Raw genomic sequence first — 15,880 nt, forward strand, 5'->3', positions numbered from 1 at the left:
TGGGCGCCTATGTGACCCAACGGCAGCGCCAGTAATCCCTTCGCCGTCTTTCGATGACGGCGCTTATACGGGTGGGCGGGTCTGGGGACCGCCCACAAAGATGCCGCTCGCGGCATCGACGCTGCGTGAGCAGTGTTTTCGTGCTCTGGTATTACAGCCGCTCGATCAAGGCCTTGGCCGCGGTGGGCGCCTTGGGCTTGAAGCCGTTGATCATGAAGACGAAGACGTCGCGACCGGCAGCCTGAGGCGGTTTCTTGCCGGAGGTCTTGTCGAGGTCGGCAGGCTCGCCACCCTTGGCCCAGGCCTTGGCCCGCTCGGCCCATTTGTCCAGCGCGGCCGCGGAATAGCCGAACTCCTCGTCCTCTTTCGCCGCCTGTAAACGCGCGTAGACAAAGGGGGCCGTGACATCGTGGATATGCGGGAAACCCGCTTTGTCGGTCAGGACGATGCCGACATCGTAGGCGCGCACCAGCTCGATGAATTCGGGCACCTTGAAGCTGTCGTGCCGGACTTCGACGACATGGCGCAAGGCATGGCCTTCATGGCTCTTGGGCAGGAGCTTCAGGAAGCCTTCGAAATCGGCCGGATCGAACTTCTTGGTCGGCATGAACTGCCAGTTGATCGGCCCGAGCTTCTTCTTCAATTCGACGATGCCGCTGCCGATGAACATATCGATCGATTTTCCGGCGTCCGACAGCACCTTCTTGTTGGTGGCGAAGCGGTTCGCCTTCATCGCAAAGACGAAATCATCCGGCGTCTCCGCATGCCATTTGGCGAAGCTCTCCGGCTTCTGCGAACCATAATAGGTGCCGTTGATCTCGATCGCGGTCACCTGGCGGCTGGCATATTCCAGTTCCCGCTTCTGGGTCAGGTCGGCGGGATAGAAGCTGCCGCGCCACGGCTCGAAGGTCCAGCCGCCGATGCCGACGCGGATTTGGCCAGTCATGCGAATTCTCCCGATTTGTTCTCGGTCGCCAACCGACCATAGCACGCTGAGTCCGGCAACCCGAAACCTCTTGCCGGGGCGCGCGGACTTCCCGCCCGCGCTCCAGGCGCCCTATCCCGTCTGTCCCGGGTTGGTCTGCCAGCCAGAGATCCATAATTCGCGCAAGCGGTCTCCTTCATGACGAAAATAGTGCCCGGTCGGTTTCAAGGACAAGGCGCGGTCGGCGCGGAAGTTGCGGATCGCCTGCCGCAGTTCGCACCACGCCACCAGGGCGAAGGCCTGCGAATAATAGATCAGGGCGAGCGGGCGGATCGTTCGCTGCGTCTGCCGTCCCTGTTCGTCGCGATAGTCGAGATCGAGCTTTTCCTCGTCCCGGATCGCCCGGCGAACCAGGCCGAGGTCGATGCGCTCAGGCGTCGGCGCGATATCGCCCCAGGCATGCAGCGTGCGCGAGGAGAACAGCTGGCGCAGGGGCTGGGGCACCGCACCCGCCAGTTTCGCACCGGCTCGCCGCGAGGCCTGTGTCAGTTCGGGATCGCCGGCGCGTTCGATCAGGGCGAGACCCAGCATCACCGCCTCGGTCTCCTCGATCGAGAACATCAAAGGCGGCAGGTCGAAGCCCGAGCGCAGGACATAGCCGATGCCCCGTTCCCCCTCGATCGGCACCCGCATGGCCTGCAGCGCGGCGATGTCGCGATAGATCGAACGCATGGTGACTTCCAGGGTCTCCGCGATGGCGGCTGCGGTAACCGGTTTCCTCGCCAGCCTGAGGATCTGGATGATCTCGAACAGACGTGCCGCCTTACGCATGGTGCCCCTTCACAACTGACACATCCTTGTCAGTTGCTCCCCTCTATAGAGGCAGCCAACTCCTTGAAAAAGCGGCGAAGGTGTCCCCGAACACGTTCGCCTCCGCCTGGCAACTGACATGACCTATACCGAAAATCTCTGGACCTTCCTCATCCTGCTTGCCGGCATCATCATCGTGCCTGGCATGGATATGCTCTTCGTGCTTGCCAATGCCTTGACGGGCGGACGGCGCGCAGGCCTTGCCGCTACCACGGGCATCATGGCCGGCGGCATCTGCCACAACTGTGTTCGGCACGGTCGCGGTCGCTGCCCTCAGCCGGCTGGTTCCCGCCCTCGCCACCGCCATGATCCTGACCGGCTCGGCCTATATGATCTGGATCGGCATCCGGCTGCTGCGCAGCTCCATTGTCGTCGGCGAGGTCGAAACCGGCCGCGCGGCCGCGCTGGCGCGCATCTTCGGCCAAGGGCTGACCACGTGCCTGCTCAATCCCAAGGCCTGGCTGTTCGTGCTCGCGGTCTACCCGCAATTCCTCAGCCCAAGTTTCGGGCCGCTCTGGCCCCAGGCTGTGGCAATGGGCCTGATGACGGTGCTGGTGCAGTTTGCCGTCTATGGTGGGCTGACCCTGATGGCCGCGCGCGGTCGTGATGCCCTGACATCGAGCCCCGCCCTCACCATCTGGGCCGGGCGCGGGGCAGGACTGCTGCTGGTGGCCGTTGCGGCCTTCGGCCTTGCCTATAGGCTCGCCAGCCCGTGAGCGCTGCCTCAGCCCCGGCGCGCATCCTTCGTCAACGCGGCGAGAGCGAACTCCACGGTCTGGCGCAGGCTTTGCGTATCCGCGCCAGCCTTGCCGCTGACCTTGAGGCCGCGCAGCGTCGCCTGAATGAAGCGGGCCGCCCCCCTGATATCCGTGGCCGTACCGATCTCGCCCTCCGCCTTGGCCTTGCGCAGGCTACCTTCCAGCGCCGCATCGAGCGCGGCCTCGCTCTCGGCGAGCATGGCGGCGATTTCTTCGTCGTTCCGGCCGAACTCGACGATCGCGCCGACATTCATGCAGCCGAGTGCCCGGAAGGACGGGTCGGCCTCCGCCACGGCCAGCAGCATCCGGCGGATTCCGGCGAGCGGCGATGCTTCCGCGTCCAGTTGCGCGAGCTGATTGGCAAGATTGACCGCCTGATAACGCCCGAGCGCTTCCAGATAGAGGCGGCGCTTGTCGCCGAAGGTGTCGTAGAGGCTCTGGCGGCCAATCTTCATCGCCGCAAGCAGATTGTCGGTAGACGCCGCCTCGAAGCCCTTGGCCCAGAACACGGCGGTGGCGCGCTTGAGCGCCTCGTCACGATCGAATTCTCTCGGTCTTGCCATGTCACCAGAAACACCGTTTCGGACAGACTTGTCAATAATTTTGTTGCATTGCACAAGAACGGGGCGTTTCGGCCAAGAGCCGCGGTCGCCGGCTATCTTGCGACATCTGCAGCCGTTTTCTATCGCGGCAAATATTGGGGAGGGATTACCGGCACAGAGAGAATTTGGTGAGATAGTCGGCGATCGGCCCACTCTTCTCGACGGCACATGCCGGCCCCGCCATGGCGGCCGCTTCGCTCGGCTCCCCCTTGTTTTTCAGAAGAGCGGCAAGGACGGCCCGGACCCTGTTTTCGAAATCAGAGCCACCAACTTCCGCGATGAGCTGCCGGTCCGCCAATGCCGCGCGCAAATCCCTTTCGGCGCCTTGAATGTCATTTCTCCGCAGCAAGGCTTGCGCCCGCAGGAAGAACAGGCGCGGATCCCGCGGGTAGGCGCGGAGCAGGCTTTCGACGGCGGCATCCGATGAGGCCGTCGCGGCCGGCAGATCCGGAGCGAGCAGCATCTGGCGGGCATAGTGTTCCCGGATCGGCAGACACGCCCCCGCAGCAATGGAGAAGAATGCAATGGCGACAAGCGCGGCCAGATTGCCCATCCGAGGTCGCGGCAGGCGACCGGGCCACAAGCCCAGCAACAGGAAGCCAACGGTCACGCCGCCGATAGCACCGCCAAAATGAGCGCCGTAATCGATGTTTCCGCCGCTGACCGCCGTGTTCAGGAAGGGGAGCAATGCCGGAACCAGGCCATAGATGGCTTGGCTGACCAGCCGGGCACGGGCAGCGCCGGCTGGAATTCGAAAGGAGATCACCAGCGCCGTGGCAAGCATTCCGGTGATGCCTCCCGATGCGCCGACGCTCACCATGTTGACGGGATTGGCCGCCAGCGACATCAGGGAGCCGCCGACCGCCGAGACCGAGAAGGTCGCCGCGGTCCAGCGCCAGCCGATCAGGGTTTCGAGAGGATTGCCGATGAGAAGGAGCACCAGGCAGTTAAAGCCGATATGCGTGACATCGCCATGCAGCAGCGGCGCTGTGAACAGGCGCCACCATTGCCCCTCTCCGACCACGAGCGGATAGCTGAGGCCTCCCAGGACCTGCAGGGTCTCGATGGTCGGCACGGCCGGCTTTCCGGTCTTCCCGAAGGTGAAGACCTGCTCAGCGATAAAAACCGCCGCCAGCAGAGCCATAAGCACCCAGACGAAGACAGGTCTTCCCGACTTGACCGCCCGTTCCGGCCCCGACAATTCCGCGGCTGACAACCGCGGCGCGCGAAGGAGCTTCTCCATCTGCCCGGCCGGGCTGAACCTGCGCCCGAACAAGGGCAAGGGCCAGGCGCGGCGTTTCGAAACGTCGACGGCAATCGCCTTGGTGGCGTAGTTTTTGCCATGGCTCCTGTGGCGGGACAGACGGGACTTGTCGGCTCTTCCGATCGCGCAGGAGCCGATCTCGTAGATCGTGATTGCCAGCCTTGCTGCAGCCGGCAGCGAGCCGGCGACATGCCGTGCGAGCGCTGCAAGATCTTGCGCCGGCATGGTGAAGGTCTTGCCCTCGGCGCTGTCGCGATTGACAATGCCTACGATCGAGATGCGCTTGCCGGCCGAGCTGGTCAGCACATAGTCGCAGTGCTGCAGCAATTCCTCCGATCGCGGCAGAGCTCCCAGCCTGTAGCCTCGTTTGGCGACCAGATAGCGAGCATAATAGCGGGAAAAATGTTCACGCTGCGTCGCAGACTCGTCCATCGATTCGCCTTGCCTCTCCCGCCGCCCCTTTTCCGATGTTTGCATGAGCATTGGTCCACCTGGCAATCCGGATTTGGGGCCAACGAGCTGTCATTCCCGTTTGCGGTGGCCGATCAGCAATCCCGACGACACCCCGGCCATGTTGCAAACGCGCAGCAGCATCGCGTGATCGCCCTCGCAATTGCCGGCGCTTTGCTGTATTGGGCTCCCTCATCAGTGAAATCCTGCAGAAGTGGACGCTGGCGCGCGGACTTTATTCCCGTGGGCGCGCCGCCCCCGACCCGGCATTTCACATGACCGGTTTTCCTCATCTGACAGGTTTATCACGTGGCACTTCCTTCCCTGAACCCGGCCCTTCGCCAGGCTCTGACCGATCGTAATTATGAAGAACTGACCCCCGTCCAGTCCGCCGTGCTGGCGGACGACGCCGCCGACCGCGACCTGCTCGTTTCGGCCCAGACCGGCTCGGGCAAGACGGTGGCCTATGGCGTTGCCATCGCCCGCGACCTGCTCGGCGACGACGAGCGCTTCGAACAGGCCGATGCCCCGCTCGCGCTGATCATCGCGCCGACCCGCGAACTCGCCATCCAGGTGGAGCGTGAATTGCTCTGGCTCTACCAGAAGGCCGGTGGGCGCGTGGTTTCCTGCGTCGGCGGCATGGACCCCCGCCGGGAACGCCGCCAGCTCGCGGACGGCGCGCATATCGTGGTCGGCACGCCCGGCCGCCTGCGCGACCACATCGAGCGCAAGGGCATCGATCTCTCGGCCCTGCGCGCCGTGGTGCTCGACGAGGCCGACGAGATGCTCGACCTCGGCTTCCGCGAGGATCTCGAATTCATCCTCAAATCCACCCCAGACGACCGCCGCACCCTCCTCTTTTCGGCCACCATGCCCAAGGGCATCGTCGCCATCGCGCGCACCTATCAGAAGGATGCGCTGCGCATCGAGGTGAAGACCGCCGAGCGCGGCCATGCCGACATCGAATACCGCGCCATCCGCGTCTCCGCCAAGGAGACCGAGCACGCTGTCGTCAATCTGCTCCGCCTCGTTGCCTCCCCGACCACGATCGTGTTCTGCAATACGCGCGAATCCGTGCGCCATCTGCATGCCACCCTGCGCGAGCGCGGCTTTTCGGCCGTGCTGCTCTCGGGCGAGCTCGGCCAGCACGAGCGCAACCAGGCGCTGCAGGCCCTGCGCGACGGCCATGCCCAGATCTGCGTCGCCACCGACGTGGCGGCGCGCGGCATCGACCTGCCCAATCTCGGCCTGGTCATCCATGCCGACCTGCCCACCGACGCCGAGAAGCTGCAGCATCGCTCGGGCCGTACCGGACGCGCCGGCCGCAAGGGCATCAGCGCCCTGCTGGTGCCGATGTCGCGCCGCCGCAAGGCCGAGATCCTGCTCAGCCAGGCCGGCGTGAAGGCCCAGTGGATGGGACCGCCGACCGCCGACGAAATCCGCGCGCTCGACCAGCAGCGCATGCTGGAAGACCCGCTGCTGACGGAGGCCCCCGGCGAGGAGGACCTGGCCATCGCCAGGCTCCTGCTCGAAAACCGCAGCGCCGAGGACATCGCCGCCGCGCTTGCCCGCGTCTACCGGTCGCGCCTGCCCGAGCCGGAGGAGGTCAGCGATCCCGGCGACAGCTTCGGGCGTCGCGACGCTTTCGATCGCCGCGACGGCCGCAGATCTTCCCGCTTCGACCGGGACGACCGTCCCGCCAGGTTCGAGCGGGATGACAGGCCTCCCCGCTTCGAGAAGGGCGAGCGCACCTCGCGCTTCGACAAGTCGGATCGGGCACCGCGCTTCGAGCGGGCTGGGCGCTTCGAACGCGACGAGGTGCCGCCCGCCGCCGACGACATGGTTCTCTATCGGTTGAGCATCGGCCGCCGCAACAATGCCGACCCGAAATGGCTGTTGCCGATGCTGTGCCGCCGCGGCGGCGTCAAGCGCCGCGATATCGGCAACATCAAGATCCTCGACAACGAGACCGTGGTCGAGATCTCCAAGGAAGCTGCCGAGCATTTTGCCGTCAACGTGCGCAAGCCCGACGAAGAAAACATTCGCATCCAGCCCTATCGCGACCGGGGCGGCGAGGAAGCGGCACACGAACCCAAGCCGCACCGCAAGGGTCCCAAGAAGCCCTGGGCTGACGAAAAGCCGGGTAGAAGGCGCGGGCGAGAAGCTTGAGGCCGTACAGGCAAGGTACGACGTCTCGTAAGCGCGGCCTCCCTCGAAGCTGCAGCGGTTGCGCGCGTGACTTGTGCGCGCTGGAACCGACGACGTTGACGCCGAAAGAGTAAAGGCTCGAGAATCTCCTATCTCAAAACAATACTCGATGAAATAGTGACACCATCACTATCTCGAGCCTGGCACAACTTGTGGCCAGGCTCTCATCATATGCCAATCGCGTCGTGCGATTAAAACTTCTTGGCGTCATTGCCAAACGCGAACTCGCCTGTGCTGCCATCGCTCATGGTAAAGGAACCGGTACCGCTCATGAGGCTTGGATCGTTATGAACGCTCGCCGTACCCTTGCGGCCATCGCTGCAGAGGATCGGCACGTATATCCTCTCCCTCACCCCCGACAAGGCATATGAACCCGTGCACGAAAATTTGCCTTTGCTCACCAGATAAGAGCCTTGGGTCTGCTCCAGGCGGACAGACCCATGCAAAGTTCCCCCAAGTCCCTGGCTGACGACGACGACGGGCAGACTTTTTACCGTGCCCGGAAGTGTCCGGATCGGAGTGGAACAGCCTCCGAGATTCGCCGCGACGGTCCCTAGAGCAAGAAAATATCCCACGGCAGAAAGAACGCGCATGACGCCCCTCATCGGATAGCAATGAAGTTAGGTATGGCGGCTTTTTATAATCGGTCAAGGGCACAGAAGCCCCTCGCCTTCCGGGTGCGACAGCCGACCCAAGCGCTCAGAATGTCCCCGGTCTGGCGAGCAGAAGCCGCTTCCCGCCTCGTCGCGACTTCGGCGTCTGCCCGCCCAAAATCCCAGGGTGAGATCAACTCGAGTCCCGTCGTCTGGAAGTCAGCCCGATTTCGGGACATTGGTCGCCCTTGATGGACGGCATGGGCCATGATCTCGGGCTCCCTTCCAGCTTAGCGAATTTCATAGGGTTCGAGAGCTCTCTCGACGATGGCGGCAATGGAGCGCCTTTCCCGCCAAGCCAGGCGATGGGCGAGGTCCCGCGCCTTGGCGCTGCGAACTGAAAGCTGCGGTTCAGCCATGCCTACCCCCCTTTTCCTCAGCCGAATATAGGGCGCTCGACTCTGCCATTACGATGGCAGCTGCCGGCACTGGTTCACATCCATCGATGGCCCTCCTTGAATCCTCCTTGCATTTCTTCCGCCAAGCGCCTATCTGCGCCTTCCTATTCGTCTCCCCGCCCCAAGGCACCGGACCCATGCGGACATCATCGTCGATCTCGCTGATGATCCCGAGGAACGTCGATTCCTCGGCCGCATTCGCTTTGCCCTAGGCCGGACCGACATCACCTGAGATCGAGCCAGCCCGGACGCAAAAGCGGTTCCGGGCACTTTTTTGGCTCTCGTGGTGCCCTGAGCCGTTTTCTCCTCCAGTGAGAGCCAACGGTAAAAGGACCGACCACAGGTGTAGCATGACCAAGGAAAAGTTCACCCGGTTGAAGCCCCATTGCAATGTGGGCACCATCGGCCACGTCGACCATGGCAAGACGACGCTGACCGCGGCGCTCACCAAGGTCTCGGCGGACCGAGGCTGGGGAGCTTTCGTCTCGTATCAGGACGTGGCCCGCGCCTCTGCCGCGCAGGGCACGCGCGATGCCTCGAAGATCCTCACCATCGCCTCCGGGCATGTGGAGTTCTCGACCGAGAACCGCCACTACGCCCATGTCGACTGCCCCGGCCATGCCGATTATGTGAAGAACATGATCACCGGCGCGGCGCAGATGGATGGCGCCATCCTGGTGGTTTCGGCCCTGGATGGTTCCATGCCGCAGACGCGCGAGCATATCCTGCTGGCGCGGCAGATCGGCGTGCCACGCATCGTGGTGTTCCTCAACAAGTGCGATGCGGTGGAGGATCCGGAACTGATCGACCTGGTCGAACTCGAGATCCGCGAACTCTTGAGCCGGCAGAACTATGAGGGCGACAAGGTGCCCTTCATTCGCGGTTCCGCCCTGCAGGCCCTGAACGGGATCAAGGGCGAACTGGCGGATGAGGCGATCCTCCGGCTCTTCGAGGCGCTGGACAGCACGATCGAGCTGCCCGAGCGCGCAGAGGACAGGCCCTTCCTGATGCCGATCGAGAGCGTGCGCACCATCTCCGGAAGGGGCACGGTGATCACCGGCCTGATCGCGCGCGGTGCGGTCAGGCTCGGCGACGAGGTCGAACTCGTTGGCTTCGGCGCCCGTCGCAAGACGGTGGTCACCTCCATCGAGACCTTCCAGAAGATCCTGGACCAGGGTCTCGCCGGAGAGAATGTCGGCTGTCTGCTGCGCGGTGTCGAGCTCAAGGAGGTCCGGCGCGGCCAGGTCCTGGCCAAGCCCGGAACGGTGGAGCCGCATGCCCGCTTCGAAGCCGAGGTTCACGTCCTCAGCAAGGAAGAAGGCGGGCGCCATACGCCCTTCTTCGGCCATTACCGGCCGCAGTTCTTCTTCCGGACGGCCAATGTCACCGGCAGCATCGAACTGCCGCCGGACGTCGAGATGGTGATGCCCGGCGATACCGTCGTGCTCACCATCGCCCTCAACCAAGCCATCGCGCTCGAAGCCAATACGCGCTTCGCCATCCGCGAGGGCAACCGCACGGTGGGAGCTGGCGTGATCAACCGGCTGCTCGACTGAGGGCAGCAAAGCGGAGGGCGGGCGACCGCCCTCCGCATTCAAACTGGACTTGGACTTTTCCGAACAGAGCGTGACCAGCCTTCTTCCCTTGGGGGACTTGGCACTTCCTTTTGAAGTGCCTCGGGTGGCCGAGCGCAACGAGGTCAGATGAGGGGGTGTTGGCACAAAGGCCGCAAGGCAGTGTTTCTCCCCTCATCCGGTGCTTCGCACCACCTTCTCCCGCAAGGGGAGAAGGCTAGTCGCGCCTCATCCGGCCCGCTCCTGACCCGCCCCGATCGCCGATTCCAGCAGCGTGCGCACCGAGGTTTGCAGATGCTTTTCGAGCCGCATCTGGGCTTCTTCGATCACACCGGATTTCAAGGCGGAGAGGATTCTCAGATGCTCCGCCAGCGCGGTCCGATAGCGCTCGATCTCATCGTCCTTGCGCCATTGATAATGATAATGGAAGACGAAGGACACGACGTCGTAGAAGCTCGCCACGAAACGGTTGTTGAGCTGGTCCACCAGGAAGCGGTGAAAGCGGCGGTCGAGTTGCGGGAACTGGCGGATCACCTCGTCCCCTCCCCGGCTCATCGCCTCATGCGCCTCGATCAGCCGGCCGATCTCCCGCCATACCGGATCATCGGTGCTCCGCTGCGTGAAGAGCCGGATCGCCTCGATCTCGAACGTACGCCGCGTCGCCGCGAGCTCGCGCGCGAAGGAGGCGTCGAAGGCGCAGAGCCGCCAGCCCCCGCGCGGTGCCTTCTCCACCAGGCCATAACGCGAAAAGCCGATCAGGAATTCGCGCACGCTCACCGTGCTGGTGCCGAAAGCCCGCGCGAGTTCGGCCTCCGAAAAATTGCGTCCGGGCATCAGATCGCCGCCGACGGCCATTTCGAGGAAGCGCCGCTCCACCAGATCCGAACGGCTCTCGGTTTCAGCCTCGCCGAAATAGTCCGACACGGCCGGCAACCGGTGCAGCAAGGTGCGCCGGCCGTCGCGCCGGACCAGCCCGGCCTGCTCCAGACCTTCGAGGGCAGACCGCATTGCCGTACGGCTCACGCCGACTTCGCGCGCCAGTACGGCCTCCGGCGGCAGCAGCGCGCCGACCTGCAGCTTCGCCATGATATCGAGGGCCAGATTGGTGGCCTTCATCGAGACATTGCGCGGGCGCGGCATCGCCATTCCCCGGGATTGCGGTGGGCTGGTCCCCAGACAAGCCCTGAACCACGACAGTCCCGAGGGAACGGGTCTGGGGACCCGCCCACCAAACAGCAAGGACCACTCGCTGCTCCCAACGCTTTGTGCCCTTGCCGCCCCCGATAACGCATGTTAGTGTCCTCTATAAATAAAAGACACCGATACAACAAGGGTGTCGAGGAAACGCACAATGCTCGCCACTCGGCCCGAACCGAGTGATGTCGCGCTGGAAGCGCGTGGCATCTCCAAACGGTTCGCAGGCGTCCCCGTCCTCGACGATGTCGACTTCTCGGTCGAGGCCGGAGAAGTGCATGCGCTCGTGGGCGAGAACGGCGCCGGCAAATCGACCTTGATGAAGATCGTCAGCGGCATCCTGACCGAGTTCGACGGCAGCCTGTTCAGTCGTGGCCGCAGCCTGCGCTTCACCTCCGTGCGGGAGGCCCAGGCCGCCGGTATCGCCATCATCCATCAGGAACTCAATCTTATTCCCGAGATGACCGTCGCCGAGAACATCTTCCTCGGCCGTGAACCCCGCATCGCCGGGCTGTTCGTCGACCGGCGCGCCCTCGGCCGCGCCGCTCGCGACCTGCTCACGGGTTTCGGTGTCGCCCTCGACCCCGAAACCCGCGTGGGATCGCTGCGCGTCGGCGAGCAGCAACTGGTCGAGATCGCCAAGGCCCTGTCGCTGGAAGCGCGGGTCCTGATCATGGACGAGCCGACCTCGGCCCTGTCGCCGAGCGAATGCGAGCGCCTGTTCGGCATCATCCGCAAGCTCGCTGCCTCGGGCGTCGCCATCGTCTATATCAGCCACCGCATGGACGAAGTCTCCCTGCTCGCCGATCGGGTGACGGTGATGCGCGACGGGCGGCGTGTGCTGACGGCTGCCATGGCGGAACTGACGCCTGAGCGCATCATCGCCAGCATGGTCGGCCGCGATCTCAGTCTCGCCACGCCGCCTCACACGCCCGACCGTTCTGCCGAGGCCTTGACCGTGCATGGTCTCGGCCTCAGCCTGCCGCAGGCGCGCGGCGGCTGGAAACGCGTGCTGCGCGGCGTGTCGTTCAACCTGCATCGCGGCGAGATCCTCGGCATTGCCGGCCTGCTCGGTTCCGGCCGCACCGAGATCCTGGAAACCATTTTCGGGGCCAGCATGGGGCGCCGCGAGGGCCGGATCGTCGTCGACGGTGCCGAGGCCCGAATCGACAGCCCGCGCCAGGCCATCCGGCACGGCCTGGCTCTGGTGACGGAAGACCGCAAGGCGACGGGGCTCCTCCTGCAATCGGCCATCCGCGACAATGTTTCGCTGCCCTCCCAGCCGCTGCAGCGACGCTTCGGCCTGCGCGATGACGGGCTGGAAACCCGGCTTGCCCGAGAGGCGATCGCCGGCCTCTCCGTGCGCTGCCGCTCGGACGAGCAGGTCGTAGCCGAACTTTCCGGCGGCAATCAGCAGAAGGTGGTGATCGCCAAATGGCTCGCCATCGGCCCCCGCATCCTGCTGCTCGACGAGCCGACGCGCGGCATCGACATCGGTGCGAAGAAGGAGATCTACGACCTCGTCTTCCGCCTCGCCGGACAGGGCATGGCCATCCTCGTCGTCAGCTCCGAACTGCCCGAATTGCTGCTGCTCTCCGATCGCATCCTGGTCATGCAGGAAGGACGCCAGGCCGGCATCCTCGAGCGCCGGGAGGCCAGCGAGGAGGCGATCATGACCCTCGCCTCGCCGCGGCGTGCTGAGAGGGCCGGACTTCGGGCCGGCCCGGCAACAGCACACCAACCGGAGAGGCCAGGCGGGTCTGAAAACCCACCATCCGATGCGCCGCCCTCCTCGCCCTTCCCCATGAGCCGTCAATGACCTTTCTGAGACTTCTGTCGCGGACCAAGCTGTATTGGGGCCTCGCCGTCCTCTTTGCGATCGGCGTCGCCTTTTCGCCGGTCACCTCCAAGGGGCGGAACATCTTCCTTACTTCCGGCAATCTCTCGGACGTGCTGCGCCAGGTTTCGATCACCGGCCTGGTCGCCGTCGGCATGACCATGGTGATCCTGATCGGCGGCATCGACCTGTCCGTCGGCTCGATCCTGGCACTCGGCACCGTGCTGGCGGCGCTGCTCCTCACGCAGCCGGGCTTCACGGTGGCTGCGGGCATCGCCCTGCCCATCACCTTTCTGGTCGCGATGGCCGGCGTCGCCTTGATCGTCTCCTTCGTCTCCGGACAGCTCGGCACGGGCAAATCCACCGCCACGGCGACGGCGATTCACCAAGGCCGCCGGCGATCGACGCTCTCGGCCATCTGGTTGCCACTCGCCGCGGGAATCGTCGTCGCCGGCCTGTTGACGCTCTGGCTGGCCTCCCAGGCCGGCAGCCAGTTCGGCATGCCCGGCGTGCTGATTGCCGTTTCCTGCGTGGGGCTTGCGGTCGGCGCGCTCAACGGCGCCATCATCGTCAGCGGTCGGCTGCAGCCCTTCATCGTCACGCTGGCGATGATGGTGACCATGCTCGGCCTCGCCCGCCTGGTCGCCGGCCAGGACAGTGCCGTGGTCGCCGTCTATTCCGGCACCAACGCCACCGTGGACATCGATCTCCTGCGCGCCGTGCTCTGGGGCGTGCTGCCCGTACCGGGGCTGTTCTTCCTGGCCGCGCTCGCCCTCTTCATGGTGGTGCTGAAATTCACCGCCTTCGGCCGCTACGTCTATGCCATCGGCGGCAATGAGGAGGCGACGCGCCTGTCCGGCATCGCCGTCATGCCGGTGAAGATCGCAACCTACGCCTTTTCCGGCATGCTCGCCTGCATCGCCGGCGTGCTCTATGTGGCGCAGTACCGCCAGGGCAAGCCCGATGCCGGTGTCGGTCTCGAACTCGACGCAATCGCCGCCGTGGTGATCGGCGGCACCAGCCTGATGGGCGGGCGCGGCAGCCTCGCGGGCACGCTGGTTGGCGTCCTCATCTTCGGCCTGCTCACCAATATCCTGCAGCTCCACAACATTTCCACCAACGTCCAATTGGTGATGAAGGGGCTGATCATCATCCTCACCGTGCTGCTGCAGGAACGCAATCTTGGCCAGATCTTCGCGTCGCTCCGAGCGAGCCCGCAAGCCGAGGCACAGGATGAGAAGACCTATAACAAGCTGGAGGAAACCCCATGATCAATCGCCGGAACTTCATCCACGCCGCGCTCGCCAGCGGCGGCGCCATGCTGATCCCCCTGGGCTGGACGCCGCGCGCCCACGCCGACGACAAGAAATATACGATCGGCTTTTCGCAGGCGACGACGCTCGAACCCTGGCGCGTCCAGTTCAACAAGGATCTGAAGGCGGAGGCCGAAAAGCATCCGAACGTCAACCTGCTGATGGCCGACGCCGAGGACAAGACCGAAAAGCAGGTGGCCGACACCGAAAGCTTCATCACCCAGGAGGTCGATGCCATTCTGATCAGCCCGAAGGAATCGGCCGGGCTCACTGCCGTGGTCGAAAAGGCGATGGACGCCAAGATCCCGGTCTTCGTGCTCGACCGCAACGTCAATTCCGAGAAATACACCCAGTGGATCGGCGGCGATAATGTGGTGATCGGCCGTGCCGTCGGCGACTTCGTGGTCAAGACGCTGGGCGGGGCCGGCAAGGCCAAGGGCAATGTGGTCGAGATCTGGGGCGGACTCGGCACCCAGGCGAGCCACGACCGCTCCAACGGCTACCACGAGAAAGCGGACAAGGAGAGCGGCATCAAGCATCTCCTGAACCAGCAATCGGCCGACTGGAAGCAAGCCAAGGCCTATGAGGTGATGTCGACGGCCCTGCGCAATTTCGAGGACATCAATCTGGTCTATGGCCACAACGATCCCATGGCCTATGGCGCCTATCTCGCCGCCAAGGATGCCGGCCGCGAAAAGAACATCCTGTTCGTCGGCGTCGACGCCCTGCCCAATGAGGGGGTCAAATACGTCCATGACGGCGTGCTCGCCGCGACCTTCCTGTACCCCACGCCCGGCGCCGAGGGCCTGCGCCAGGCCCTGAAGGTCCTGGACGGCGGGACGGTCGAGAAAAAGCTGGTGCTGGATACACAGACCATCACCAAGGACAATGCCGACGCCATCCTGAAGGCGAACGGATTGCTGTGAGGCATCTTGGCCTTCTCCCCTTGCGGGAGAAGGCCTCCTACCCCAACCGCATCAGCACCAGTCCGCCCAGGATCAGCAGGGCCGAGAGCCCGCGCACGGGCGTGAGGGGCTCCTTCAGGAAGACCATGGCGATCAGGCCGCCGAACAGCACGCTGGTCTCGCGCGTTGCTGCAACGAGGGCGATGGGCGCCACCGTCATCGCCCAGATGACGATCCAATAGGCGGCAAGCGACATCACCCCGCCGGCAAAGCCCGGCACCAGGAATTTCAAGGCAGGGCTCACGCCGGCCCAGCCCTTGCGCCACAGGCAGATCGCCAGCATCGGGTAGGCGTCGAGCGCGAACAGGGCGGCCGCATAGGAATTCGGGCTCCCCGCAGCGCGGGCGCCGATGCCGTCGACGATGGTGTAGAGCGAAATGGTGACGGCGGTAAGCAGGGCGTAGATCACGGCCGTCCGGCTCGGAACCAGCGAGCCGCGTTGCCCCTTGAGCGAGATCAGCAGGACCCCGAGCCCCAGGAGGGCGACGCCCGCGACATTGCCGGCGCTCATCGGGTCATGGATGAAGGCGAGCGAAATCGCCGTGGTAACCAGGGGCGCCGCGCCGCGCGCGATCGGATAGACCTGGCTCATATCGGCGCGGCGATAGGCCTCGGCGAGGAACAGGTAATAGCCAAGGTGCAGAACCGTCGACAAGGCCACCCACACCCAGGCCTCCTCGTTGGGCAGGCCCGTGATCGCCAGCGCCGGCAAGGCGATGAGACCGCAGGACACCGCGATCAGCGTCATGGCCAGGAAGGGATCGAGCCTGATCTTGACCAGCGCGTTCCACCCGGCATGCAGGGCCGCCGCAGCAAGTACGGCCAGGAAGACGGGGAGTTGCAATTCCATGAGGCGGTGAACTTCGAGG

Annotated in this window: 12 protein-coding genes and 2 pseudogenes; 6 read left to right on the forward strand and 8 right to left on the reverse strand. The window is 64.6% G+C overall.

Features of this window, described 5'->3' with window-relative positions; translation table 11 throughout:
* Positions 1 to 151 precede the first annotated feature (151 nt).
* The gene (locus C5L14_RS11520; protein WP_105862195.1) at positions 152 to 946 is read right to left on the reverse strand and encodes a DUF72 domain-containing protein; all 795 of its coding nucleotides are present in this window, start codon (positions 944 to 946) and stop codon (positions 152 to 154) included.
* A 111-nt stretch (positions 947 to 1,057) separates the two neighbouring features.
* The gene (locus C5L14_RS11525; RefSeq protein ID WP_105862196.1) at positions 1,058 to 1,756 is read right to left on the reverse strand and encodes a helix-turn-helix transcriptional regulator; all 699 of its coding nucleotides are present in this window, start codon (positions 1,754 to 1,756) and stop codon (positions 1,058 to 1,060) included.
* 118 nt (positions 1,757 to 1,874) lie between these two features.
* Between C5L14_RS11525 and C5L14_RS11530 the strand changes: the two are divergent.
* Positions 1,875 to 2,511, forward strand: a pseudogene (locus C5L14_RS11530) (LysE family translocator).
* A gap of 8 nt (positions 2,512 to 2,519) precedes the next feature.
* On the opposite strand, the gene C5L14_RS11535 reads toward C5L14_RS11530, so the two are convergent.
* Both C5L14_RS11535 and C5L14_RS11540 read right to left on the reverse strand, forming a co-directional pair.
* On the reverse strand, positions 2,520 to 3,116 hold the full coding sequence (locus C5L14_RS11535; protein ID WP_105862197.1) for a TetR/AcrR family transcriptional regulator: 597 nt from the start codon (positions 3,114 to 3,116) through the stop codon (positions 2,520 to 2,522).
* 145 nt (positions 3,117 to 3,261) lie between these two features.
* The gene (locus C5L14_RS11540; RefSeq protein ID WP_181161130.1) at positions 3,262 to 4,851 is read right to left on the reverse strand and encodes a rhomboid family intramembrane serine protease; all 1,590 of its coding nucleotides are present in this window, start codon (positions 4,849 to 4,851) and stop codon (positions 3,262 to 3,264) included.
* A 327-nt stretch (positions 4,852 to 5,178) separates the two neighbouring features.
* Between C5L14_RS11540 and C5L14_RS11545 the strand changes: the two genes are divergently transcribed.
* A complete protein-coding gene (locus C5L14_RS11545) occupies positions 5,179 to 7,038 on the forward strand; it encodes a DEAD/DEAH box helicase (RefSeq protein WP_105862199.1) in 1,860 nt (619 codons plus the stop codon).
* 230 nt (positions 7,039 to 7,268) lie between these two features.
* On the opposite strand, the gene C5L14_RS11550 is transcribed toward C5L14_RS11545, so the two are convergent.
* Positions 7,269 to 7,670, reverse strand: a complete 402-nt coding sequence (locus C5L14_RS11550; RefSeq protein ID WP_105862200.1) for a hypothetical protein — start codon at positions 7,668 to 7,670, stop codon at positions 7,269 to 7,271.
* 293 nt (positions 7,671 to 7,963) lie between these two features.
* Positions 7,964 to 8,089 (reverse strand): annotated as a pseudogene (locus C5L14_RS11555) (plasmid stabilization protein); the annotation flags it as partial.
* A gap of 389 nt (positions 8,090 to 8,478) precedes the next feature.
* On the opposite strand from C5L14_RS11555, the gene tuf reads away from it, so the two are divergent.
* Positions 8,479 to 9,684: an elongation factor Tu gene (gene tuf, locus C5L14_RS11560; protein ID WP_105862201.1), complete on the forward strand. Its 1,206-nt coding sequence runs from the start codon at positions 8,479 to 8,481 to the stop codon at positions 9,682 to 9,684.
* Between the two features lie 246 nt (positions 9,685 to 9,930).
* On the opposite strand, the gene C5L14_RS11565 is transcribed toward tuf, so the two are convergent.
* A complete protein-coding gene (locus C5L14_RS11565) occupies positions 9,931 to 10,842 on the reverse strand; it encodes a GntR family transcriptional regulator (protein ID WP_105862202.1) in 912 nt (303 codons plus the stop codon).
* 211 nt (positions 10,843 to 11,053) lie between these two features.
* Here C5L14_RS11565 and C5L14_RS11570 point away from each other — a divergent pair, with 211 nt between their 5' ends.
* Genes C5L14_RS11570 through C5L14_RS11580 form a run of 3 tightly spaced genes read left to right on the forward strand, consistent with a single transcriptional unit; the run spans position 11,054 to position 14,972 of the window.
* Positions 11,054 to 12,715 carry a sugar ABC transporter ATP-binding protein gene (locus C5L14_RS11570; RefSeq protein ID WP_105862203.1) on the forward strand — a complete coding sequence of 554 codons (1,662 nt, stop codon included), beginning with the start codon at positions 11,054 to 11,056 and terminating at the stop codon, positions 12,713 to 12,715.
* Positions 12,712 to 14,004 carry an ABC transporter permease gene (locus C5L14_RS11575; RefSeq protein ID WP_105862204.1) on the forward strand — a complete coding sequence of 431 codons (1,293 nt, stop codon included), beginning with the start codon at positions 12,712 to 12,714 and terminating at the stop codon, positions 14,002 to 14,004. Before C5L14_RS11570 ends, C5L14_RS11575 begins: the two co-directional genes overlap by 4 nt.
* A gap of 47 nt (positions 14,005 to 14,051) precedes the next feature.
* Positions 14,052 to 14,972 carry a substrate-binding domain-containing protein gene (locus C5L14_RS11580; protein WP_245443381.1) on the forward strand — a complete coding sequence of 307 codons (921 nt, stop codon included), beginning with the start codon at positions 14,052 to 14,054 and terminating at the stop codon, positions 14,970 to 14,972.
* A gap of 37 nt (positions 14,973 to 15,009) precedes the next feature.
* On the opposite strand, the gene C5L14_RS11585 is transcribed toward C5L14_RS11580, so the two are convergent.
* Positions 15,010 to 15,861 carry an EamA family transporter gene (locus tag C5L14_RS11585; protein ID WP_105862206.1) on the reverse strand — a complete coding sequence of 284 codons (852 nt, stop codon included), beginning with the start codon at positions 15,859 to 15,861 and terminating at the stop codon, positions 15,010 to 15,012.
* Positions 15,862 to 15,880 lie beyond the last annotated feature (19 nt).

The sequence above is a fragment of the Labrys okinawensis genome, from assembly GCF_002982075.1.
Taxonomy (GTDB): Bacteria; Pseudomonadota; Alphaproteobacteria; order Rhizobiales; family Labraceae; genus Labrys; species Labrys okinawensis_A.

Coding starts and splice junctions, on each gene's coding strand:
- C5L14_RS11520 (WP_105862195.1), bottom strand. CDS start 946: ATGACTGGCCAAATCCGCGTCGGCATCGGCGGCTGGACCTTCGAGCCG.
- C5L14_RS11525 (WP_105862196.1), bottom strand. CDS start 1,756: ATGCGTAAGGCGGCACGTCTGTTCGAGATCATCCAGATCCTCAGGCTG.
- C5L14_RS11535 (WP_105862197.1), bottom strand. CDS start 3,116: ATGGCAAGACCGAGAGAATTCGATCGTGACGAGGCGCTCAAGCGCGCC.
- C5L14_RS11540 (WP_181161130.1), bottom strand. CDS start 4,851: ATGGACGAGTCTGCGACGCAGCGTGAACATTTTTCCCGCTATTATGCT.
- C5L14_RS11550 (WP_105862200.1), bottom strand. CDS start 7,670: ATGCGCGTTCTTTCTGCCGTGGGATATTTTCTTGCTCTAGGGACCGTC.
- tuf (WP_105862201.1), top strand. CDS start 8,479: ATGACCAAGGAAAAGTTCACCCGGTTGAAGCCCCATTGCAATGTGGGC.
- C5L14_RS11565 (WP_105862202.1), bottom strand. CDS start 10,842: ATGCCGCGCCCGCGCAATGTCTCGATGAAGGCCACCAATCTGGCCCTC.
- C5L14_RS11570 (WP_105862203.1), top strand. CDS start 11,054: ATGCTCGCCACTCGGCCCGAACCGAGTGATGTCGCGCTGGAAGCGCGT.
- C5L14_RS11575 (WP_105862204.1), top strand. CDS start 12,712: ATGACCTTTCTGAGACTTCTGTCGCGGACCAAGCTGTATTGGGGCCTC.
- C5L14_RS11580 (WP_245443381.1), top strand. CDS start 14,052: ATGCTGATCCCCCTGGGCTGGACGCCGCGCGCCCACGCCGACGACAAG.
- C5L14_RS11585 (WP_105862206.1), bottom strand. CDS start 15,861: ATGGAATTGCAACTCCCCGTCTTCCTGGCCGTACTTGCTGCGGCGGCC.